The organism is Ferrithrix thermotolerans DSM 19514 (assembly GCF_900128965.1).
Lineage (GTDB): Bacteria > Actinomycetota > Acidimicrobiia > Acidimicrobiales > Acidimicrobiaceae > Ferrithrix > Ferrithrix thermotolerans.
In genome coordinates, this window is sequence record NZ_FQUL01000006.1 from 73,314 (window position 1) to 81,481 (window position 8,168).

The 8,168-nt window shown below is 51.4% G+C and carries 9 protein-coding genes; all 9 read left to right on the forward strand.

Annotation, left to right across the window (positions count from 1 at the left end):
- The 9 genes from murC (at nt 1) to BUA24_RS03645 (ending at nt 7,724) form a co-directional block, all read left to right on the forward strand.
- Nucleotides 1–1,362 (forward strand): UDP-N-acetylmuramate--L-alanine ligase, encoded by a 1,362-nt coding sequence (murC, locus tag BUA24_RS03605; protein ID WP_072788790.1) that lies wholly within the window; start codon nt 1–3, stop codon nt 1,360–1,362.
- A 60-nt stretch (nt 1,363–1,422) separates the two neighbouring features.
- Nucleotides 1,423–2,358, forward strand: coding sequence for a UDP-N-acetylmuramate dehydrogenase (murB, locus tag BUA24_RS03610; protein ID WP_072788792.1), 936 nt, complete (start codon nt 1,423–1,425; stop codon nt 2,356–2,358).
- Nucleotides 2,355–3,164 carry a cell division protein FtsQ/DivIB gene (locus tag BUA24_RS03615; protein ID WP_072788793.1) on the forward strand — a complete coding sequence of 270 codons (810 nt, stop codon included), beginning with the start codon at nt 2,355–2,357 and terminating at the stop codon, nt 3,162–3,164. The genes murB and BUA24_RS03615 overlap by 4 nt, the downstream gene beginning before the upstream one ends.
- A 181-nt stretch (nt 3,165–3,345) precedes the next feature.
- Nucleotides 3,346–4,455, forward strand: coding sequence for a cell division protein FtsZ (gene ftsZ, locus BUA24_RS03620; protein ID WP_072788795.1), 1,110 nt, complete (start codon nt 3,346–3,348; stop codon nt 4,453–4,455).
- A 6-nt stretch (nt 4,456–4,461) separates the two neighbouring features.
- Nucleotides 4,462–5,160, forward strand: coding sequence for a purine nucleoside phosphorylase YfiH/LACC1 family protein (locus BUA24_RS03625; protein WP_072788797.1), 699 nt, complete (start codon nt 4,462–4,464; stop codon nt 5,158–5,160).
- Nucleotides 5,147–5,827, forward strand: a complete 681-nt coding sequence (locus BUA24_RS03630; protein WP_178138690.1) for a YggS family pyridoxal phosphate enzyme — start codon at nt 5,147–5,149, stop codon at nt 5,825–5,827. The genes BUA24_RS03625 and BUA24_RS03630 overlap by 14 nt, the downstream gene beginning before the upstream one ends.
- Before the next feature lie 32 nt (nt 5,828–5,859).
- A complete protein-coding gene (locus BUA24_RS03635) occupies nt 5,860–6,510 on the forward strand; it encodes a cell division protein SepF (protein WP_072788801.1) in 651 nt (216 codons plus the stop codon).
- A 1-nt stretch (nt 6,511) separates the two neighbouring features.
- Nucleotides 6,512–6,775, forward strand: a complete 264-nt coding sequence (locus BUA24_RS03640) for a YggT family protein (protein ID WP_072788803.1) — start codon at nt 6,512–6,514, stop codon at nt 6,773–6,775.
- A 43-nt stretch (nt 6,776–6,818) separates the two neighbouring features.
- Complete coding sequence (locus BUA24_RS03645) at nt 6,819–7,724, forward strand: DivIVA domain-containing protein (RefSeq protein WP_072788805.1); 906 nt, start codon at nt 6,819–6,821, stop codon at nt 7,722–7,724.
- Nucleotides 7,725–8,168 lie beyond the last annotated feature (444 nt).

The window sequence follows — 8,168 nt, forward strand, 5'->3', positions numbered from 1 at the left end:
ATGTTCGATAGCTCTGAAAAGGTACACATAGTCGGAGTCGGCGGCTCAGGAATGTCGGCGCTGGCGACGATCCTTTTGCAGCGAAACATTTCAGTCAGTGGCTCTGATCTACGAGACTCGGTGACCCTGGATCGTCTTAGGGCTGAAGGAGCAGAGATCTACTTGGGCCATAAGGCCGAACATGTAGATGGGGCAACTATCGTGGCGTACTCTAGCGCCATAGCGAAGAACAACCCTGAGATACTATACGGCGTCTCAAAGGGTCTAAGGGTTCTAAGTCGCGCAGAGCTTCTATCTGAGGTCGTGTCCGATCAAAGTGCAGTGTTGGTCGGGGGTACCCATGGAAAGACGACCACCACTTCCATGCTCTCTTTGATTCTCCTAAATGCAGAGTTTGACCCTAGTTACCTGGTAGGTGGTGAGTTAAACGAAGTAGGAACCTCCGGTCGCTCGGGCGGAGGAAGGTACTTTGTGGTAGAGGCAGACGAGAGCGATGGAACGTTTCTGAGGATAACGCCTCACCTTTCGGTTCTAACAAACGTTGAGGTAGATCACCTAGAGCACTTTGGTTCCATAGAGCGCCTCCATAGCGACTTTCGCTCCTTTGTCGAGGCGTCGGAGACTCCGGCGGTCGTTTGTGTCGACGACGAAGGGGTTCGAAAGGTAACGGAGGGTTTATCTGTACTTAGTTACGGGACGAGCAACGATGCTCACTTGAGGATTCGCAACCTCGCTCTTGCGCCACATTTAACCACCTTTGAGCTATTTGTGGGAACGAAAAGGCTTGGACAGATAGACCTATCTGTTCCGGGAGTCCACAACGCTTTGAACGCTACCGCTGCGGTCGGAGCGGCGATGCAGCTGGGAGTAGAGTTCGAATCAGCAGCAAGGTCCTTGTCGAGATACCTTGGAGTGGCTAGGCGTTTTCAGTTGAAGCGGGTAAGAGACGGGGTGCGCTATGTAGATGACTACGCGCATCTGCCTACGGAGATAAGGGCGACGCTCCAATCTGCCCGACAGGTATCACCAAATCGTGTAGTAGCGGTGTTTCAGCCTCATCGCTTCTCCAGAACCAAGATCCTTGGCCGTGAACTTGGCGAGGCCTTAGGAGCTGCAGATCTAGTGGTGGTAACGGAGGTATACGGTGCTGGGGAAGATCCCATACCGGGTGTATCGGCGGAATCGGTCTTCGAAGGTGCAAGGTCGGTTCTAGGAGAGAAGGTGACCTATGAACCAAGGCGTTCAGAGCTCGCTAGGACAGTCAAAGCACTGCTTCAACCTGGTGATCTGTGTTTGTCGTTAGGGGCCGGTGACATATCGCTACTAGAGAGTGAGATCTCTGCGCTGGAAGGCTCGATCTAGGGGTGAAGATGAATGCTTACCTAGGTGGCGGCTATGGACCTCAACTACTTGGGGCTTTAGATGAGTAGGTGGACCGAGGATCTATATGACCTGCTTGGTAAGCAGGTGTCCGTACAGGCTGAGTTTGGGGCGCTTACGACCTATAGAGTCGGCGGCAGAGCCAAGGCCTTGGCGAAGATCACCGACGTCGACTCTCTGTACCTGCTAAGTGACTATCTGATGGGCTGTCGTGGTGAGTTTCCTGTAATGGTGCTTGGCAACGGATCAAACATGTTGATCTCTGACGCAGGTTTTGATGGGCTAGTGGTGAAGTTGGAGGGAGACTTTGACGAGATTACTCTCCATAAAGACACTACGACCATTCGGCTCGGGGCAGCAGCTCTTCTCCCTGTAAGTGCAAGAAAGGCTGCTGCCGCCTCTCTTTCAGGTTTTGAGTGGGCGGTCGGTGTGCCAGGGAGTGTCGGAGGGGCACTAAGGATGAACGCCGGGGGGCACGGTTCTGAGATCGCTGACTGCATCGTATCTGCTACTGTTTTGGAGCTAGGAGGCGGAGCTAAGGCGAGAGAGCTTCACCGTTCCGAGTTGGCTTTAGGGTATAGGCGTTCAGCGATTAAAGACAACGAGGTCGTGCTCTCTGTCGATATCTCCCTTGCTAAGGCCAAAGACCCTGATGCTCCAAAGAGGCGTCTAGCTGAGATCGTAAGGTGGCGCCGGGAGCATCAGCCCGGAGGTCAAAACGCTGGCTCGGTGTTTGTAAATCCGAGTGGGACGATGAAGGCGGGCGAGCTGATTGAACGGCTTGGACTAAAGGGTTTTCGAATCGGTAGCGCTTATGTGTCTGAGAAACACGCGAACTTCATTCAGGCAGATAGCGGAGGCAGCGCAACGGACGTACTTAGCGTCATTAGGGAGGTGAAGCGCCGGGTCTTTGATGGATTTGGCGTAGAGCTTGCCACCGAGATCAAACTTATAGGTTTTGGGGAGGAGGCCTCATGATGCATGGCAAGATAAAACAGCGCCGAGCATGGGTGCTGCGTAGGGCAAAGAGGTTTCGTCGGTACCTATTCACCGGCTCCCTTGGGGCTATGATCCTTGCAGGGGGAGTTTATGGAGTTGCGCAAACGCCGATCTTCGATGTTAGGGAGGTGGCTCTTTCAGGTGGGAGCGTAGGGGTCAGGGCGTTAGTAGACGCACAGGTAAAGACGCTTATTGGCAAGAACATCTTCTCTGTTAGCTCAAAGGAGGTTGCGAGCGCTCTAATGCGGTCTCCTCTCCTATCCGAGGTATCTGTGAAGAAGCACCTCCCCTCGAGCCTCGAAATCCATGTCGGAGTTAGGGTGCCGGTAGCTACCCTTAGGGTTTCAAATAGCCATCTGGCTGAGGTGTCCTCTGACGGTACGGTCTTTACACAAGTGCCCATCTCGGCAACATCTTCATCACCTCTTCCAGAGCTCTGTGTTCTAGGAAGTTCAGGGTTTGGAAACTGCTCACTTTATCAGGACCCGCTGTCGATAGGGGATAAGGTGCAGCCCTATCTGTTAGCCGCTATCTCTGTGGCGAGGGAGATGACCTCTTCCGAGCTCAATGCCTATCGTTATGTGGGGGTATCTATAAGTGGCGATCTGTACCTCTCAGATGGTGGGGATTTTGTTTGTAAACTCGGCAGCGCCTCAGATGCCTCAGCAAAGCTCAGGATCTGTGATGCAATGAAGCTTACCTTTGGTAGCAAAGGTGGGCCGTCATATGTAGATGTGACGTCACCTTCAAATCCGACAGCAGAGCCGACGAGCTGGATTAGTTAAAGGTCAACTTTAGGGTTATACGCTGGAGTATTGTTAGCTAGAAAGAATGCGCAATGTGAAGGCCGAACCGTAAAGTTAGGGGTAAGATCTTTGGATAACTTTACCGCTCACTCAGAGTTCTTCTTTGGACTCCGTGAGAGGTCTCTAAGATTTGGAAAAATTGGCACGAAGGCGGACTCAGATGGCAAGCGATGCTCAAAATTACATTGCCGTAATAAAGGTTGTTGGTGTTGGAGGCGGTGGAGGAAACGCAGTCAACCGTATGATCGAAGCGGGTCTAAAGGGCGTGGAATTCATAGCGGTCAACACAGACGCACAGGCTTTGCTCATGAGTGACGCTGACGTTACCTTAGACATTGGCAGGCAGCTAACTCGTGGTCTAGGTGCCGGTTCTAATCCGGCTGTAGGAGCTGCAGCTGCGGAGGAGCATAGGGAAGAGATCGAGGAGGCTCTAAAGGGCGCCGATATGGTATTTATTACAGCTGGGGAAGGCGGAGGGACGGGAACCGGCGGTGCTCCAGTGGTAGCTCAGATCGCAAAGAGCCTTGGAGCGCTTACTATCGGAGTGGTAACCCGACCCTTTGCCTTCGAAGGTAGAGTGCGGGCTCGACAAGCCAATGAAGGTATCGAGAAACTCAAAGAACATGTAGATACTCTGATCGTGGTCCCTAACGACCGTCTCATGGATATCGCAAACGAAAAGACCACCATGGTGAGCGCCTTTAAGATGGCCGACGACATCTTAATGCAAGGTGTTCAAGGCATAACCGATGTAATTACAACTCCAGGCATCATAAACACGGACTTCGCAGACGTGAAGACCATCATGGAGTCTGCGGGAACTGCGATTATGGGGATAGGGACTGCCACAGGAGAAAATAAAGCGCTTACAGCAGCCAGAAACGCCATCACCTCTCCTCTTCTTGAGTCTTCTATTGAAGGAGCCAAGGGTATCCTCATAAACATCGCCGGAGGTCCTGACCTTACCCTATACGAGCTCAACGACGCAGCTAAGATAATCCACGACGCCTCCGACAGCGATGCCAATATAATCCTGGGTTCGGTGATCGACGACTACCTTGCAGACTCGGTTCGGGTAACGGTTATCGCAGCTGGCTTTGAAGGGGCGGGTCAGATAGACATAACAGGTGGTTCTCGAAACAACGCAAAAAAATCAGACAATATCTCTTACATTACCTTGCCCGATGAACCCAAAAAGATTCATACCACAGTGTCAACTCAATCTAGCTTTGACGACGACGATGACGACGTTCCACCATTTTTGAGGTAGCCTAGGTTGCGCATCGCACCCTTTAGCGATGGACGGGGAGTGTGCTTTTACTCCGAGAGAACGGACGGCGACGTAAGAGCACAGTTTCTAGGATCAAAGGTTCGTTCGAACTCTGATCTTATGAAGAAGATCTACTCAGTCATCATCAGAAAGGACGTGGTTGTCGTCAAAGCATCTCAATGTCACTCGAGTGCGGTCGCTCCTGTCTCTACTAAATGGGAGTTGGTGCCTGAGGTGGATGCTCTTGTAAGCAAGGATCCAGCGATCCTGCCCTCGGTTATGGTGGCTGACTGTGTCCCAATCGCTTTATACGCCCCCAAAGAGGGCGTATTTGCTGCGGTTCATGCGGGTTGGCGAGGCCTTGTCAAAGGGGTGATATCAAACGCCGTGGATACGATGCGGTCTGACTACCACGCCACCGATTTAGAGGCGGTTGTCGGCCCTCATATATGCGCCCGGTGCTATGAGTTCGTAGGTGAAAGTTCTGAGACGGTGAGGTCTGTATTGGGTGCAGACTGTTTTACAAAAGATGGAGGGTCACATCTCGACCTTTTTGCGTGCGTTGAAAAGATATTGGATACTAAAGCGGTTGAGATGATCTTCGAGGAAAAAGACTGTACACTCTGTAGTGGAGATTTTTTCTCTTATAGGGGTGGTGACACCACGGAGAGGATTATTTTGGGGGTTGGGGTTGTCGGAGAGTAGTCAAGGGTTCGGGCTTCCCTCCACAACTGAGTTAGAGACGAGGTTAGAAAAGGTTCGAGAGAGGATAGCTGCGGCGGGGGTGGCGAAGTCGGTGCGTTTGATCTGCGTCACCAAAGGCTTTCCGCTTGAGATGGTAATAAAGATGAAAGAGCTTGGGGTGTATGACTTCGGAGAGAACTATCAACAAGAGCTCTCTTCGAAGGCGGTTGACGAGGTGCAGGTCCGCTGGCACTTCATCGGAGGTATTCAGCGTTCAAAGTTGAAGAAGATCACAGAGGTCGCCTACGCTATCCACTCAGTGTCTCGTATGAGCGAGCTTCACGATCTGGCTAACCTCGACTACAGGGGAGAGGTGTTTTTGCAGCTTCGTTCGGACGACGTAGCCGGAAGAAATGGATTTGACCGCAGCGAGCTTGAAAGTGCTGTCAAGCTGTGCAAAGAGTTGCACATTAATTTGGTCGGACTGATGGGTGTTGCGTCCCTCACAAGTGGGTACCGGGCACCGGAGTTCTTTAGACTGTTACGAGATCTCAGTGATGGGTTCGGTCTAAAGAGATGTTCCATGGGTATGAGTGACGACTTCGAGTTAGCACTTGAGTATGGGGCCACCGATCTGCGATTAGGTAGGGTTTTGCTCGGGCCCAGGCCCAACCCTAAGGCAGCGTAAGTTTATTTGGATCTAGTAGATAGGGGAGTTGTATGGCATCCGTTGTTCATAAGGCAATGGTCTGGCTCGGAATTACCGATGACGAAGAGGAGCTTGAAGCTCCGGTTATTCGGTCGCAGCAGTACCGGGAACCTCGCTCGGAATACAACTTGGGGCAGGAACCTAGGGTCAGAGAAGAGGCTTTTGTCTATGCCGGAGCATCTAGAGCTGCTGAGGAGAGAAAACCTCAGTCCAGGGTCCAGCTTCTTACTCAGGAGCCTCCGCAAGTTAAGGAACATTATACATATCCAGCACCACAGATGCCCAGCTCCCAGGAGCTACACTCGAAGGTGAGGGAGGTTCAGGAAGAGCCTACTCAGGTGTTTGAAAGACGTTCGAACGTAGTTAGACCTCTAAAAAGCGACGGTCCCAAGGTACATCTCGCCGTTCCTTCAAAGTTTGCCGACGTGCAAGAGATCGCCGATCACATGAAAGGTGGCCGTCCGGTAATCGTGAACATAGAGGGGCTTGATACCTTGATCTCTAGGAGAGTTATAGATTTTTGCTCAGGTCTAACTTACGCGCTTGGGGGTAAAATAAAGAAAGTAGCTGAGCAGGTCTACTTGATAACTCCGGCCAAGGTTGAAGTTACTGAGGAAGACATGGAGCGTATTACAGAACGAGCAGTACTTCGAGGTAACTAAAATGGGTGGGATACAGTCCCTAATTCGTTCCTTATTGGAACTTTATGTCATAGTCATCGTGGTTCAGATTGTACTATCGTACTTTCCGTCTCCACCTGAGTCGGCTCTGTATAAGACACAGATGTTTCTTAGTCGATTTACAGAGCCGGTTCTTGCGCCTGTAAGGCGGGTTATGCCGAGGATCGGGTCTGGGCCGATGACCTTTGATCTGTCGCCATTGGTGGTCATTTTGTTAATCCAATGGGTAATCGTGCCGATAGTATAGCTGGTGAGACTTGAGGGTTCTCGGCCCGAAGGAGGGAGTATCGGTGGCTATTAGTTCGAAACAGGTGCGTGAAGTGGAGTTCCGCGAGCGCATGCGCGGTTACCATCAAGACGACGTTGACGAGTTTCTAGAGCAGGTAGCCCGGGGAATCGACGTGCTAGAGATGCAACTTCAAGAGGCTAAGGCCAAGTTGGCTCGCTACGAGGCAAATCCTCCTATTGTTACCAAGACCACATCTGTTCCAGCTACAGAGGGACGTGTAGTCTCTAGCAACGCTTCTGAGCCGTCATCGTCTGGAAACGACCTTATTCAAAGAACACTTCTTCTGGCTCAAAAGGCTGCAGATCAGGCCGTGGAAGAGGCCAAGCAAGAGGCCGAGCGTATCCAAGAAGAGGCAAAACGGCGCTCCGATGAACTAATTGAGCAGGCGAACCGGAAAGCGAACCAGCTCGTTGAGGAACGAGCAAGGGTACTAGCTAACGAGGTTAGCTCTCTCGAGCAGCGCCGCTCTTCTTTGGTGGAGGAGATCCGTACTCTGGCTGCGTCTGTATCTACCGCAAAAGAAGAGATGAGAGCATCTCTTCTCGACTTAGTCTCGAGGCTCGAGAGTAGCCTTGACATACCTCTTGACTCGACCTTATCTGCAGTATCTGCTAGTCCGAACGCAGAGTCTGAGGTCAAAGATGCCTTCGTAGAGGAGCAGTTTCAAGGGTCTTTGCTAGACACTGAGAACACGGACCGTGGTGCCAATCATAGCTATGATATCGGCACAAGTGAGTTTTCACGACTCAGAGATGACGACACGGTGATATTTCCGGTAACCGATAGTCAGAACCTCCAAGATGCAACCGTCACGGACGCCGATTTTAGTTTTGGCCGCCCAAGTTTTCACTTACTTGACGGTGATGGACCATCGGCACCAGTATTGTTCGACGATGAGGATCTTTAACTTCAGATAGTTCTTAGGCGTGACCCGATCGTAGCTTCGACTAAAGCTTGGGGGTTACCAGCTCTGCTTGACCTGGTTCTATAGGCTGGACGGCCTCCTGTTTTCGGTACACCTATTTTATGGGCCGTTGCTCTTGTTCTAGCCTTTGGACTCTATGGAGCTTCTGAGGACAAGTATCTCTCTGGATAGAAGTTCCGACAGCTCGCTGATCGAGCAAGAACCATTCTCCTAAGTTGTCACATCTTGGTGTCAAGAACTTTAGCGGACTCATAGATACATAGGGAGCCATGAGCTTTAGGTGGTGGTGTTATAGTTCTTACAGCTAGCGCTCAGATACCACTTGGGCCTCGGTGACCGAGGAGAAAAGCGGTTGTGTCCCGATAGTTGTGCAAATTCCACGAGTGAATTGATTTGTTTGTGGTGGCCATGGTATCTAGGAATTAT

Coding starts and splice junctions, on each gene's coding strand:
- murC (WP_072788790.1), top strand. CDS start 1: ATGTTCGATAGCTCTGAAAAGGTACACATAGTCGGAGTCGGCGGCTCA.
- BUA24_RS03615 (WP_072788793.1), top strand. CDS start 2,355: ATGATGCATGGCAAGATAAAACAGCGCCGAGCATGGGTGCTGCGTAGG.
- BUA24_RS03635 (WP_072788801.1), top strand. CDS start 5,860: ATGGCATCCGTTGTTCATAAGGCAATGGTCTGGCTCGGAATTACCGAT.
- BUA24_RS03640 (WP_072788803.1), top strand. CDS start 6,512: ATGGGTGGGATACAGTCCCTAATTCGTTCCTTATTGGAACTTTATGTC.
- ftsZ (WP_072788795.1), top strand. CDS start 3,346: ATGGCAAGCGATGCTCAAAATTACATTGCCGTAATAAAGGTTGTTGGT.
- murB (WP_072788792.1), top strand. CDS start 1,423: ATGAGTAGGTGGACCGAGGATCTATATGACCTGCTTGGTAAGCAGGTG.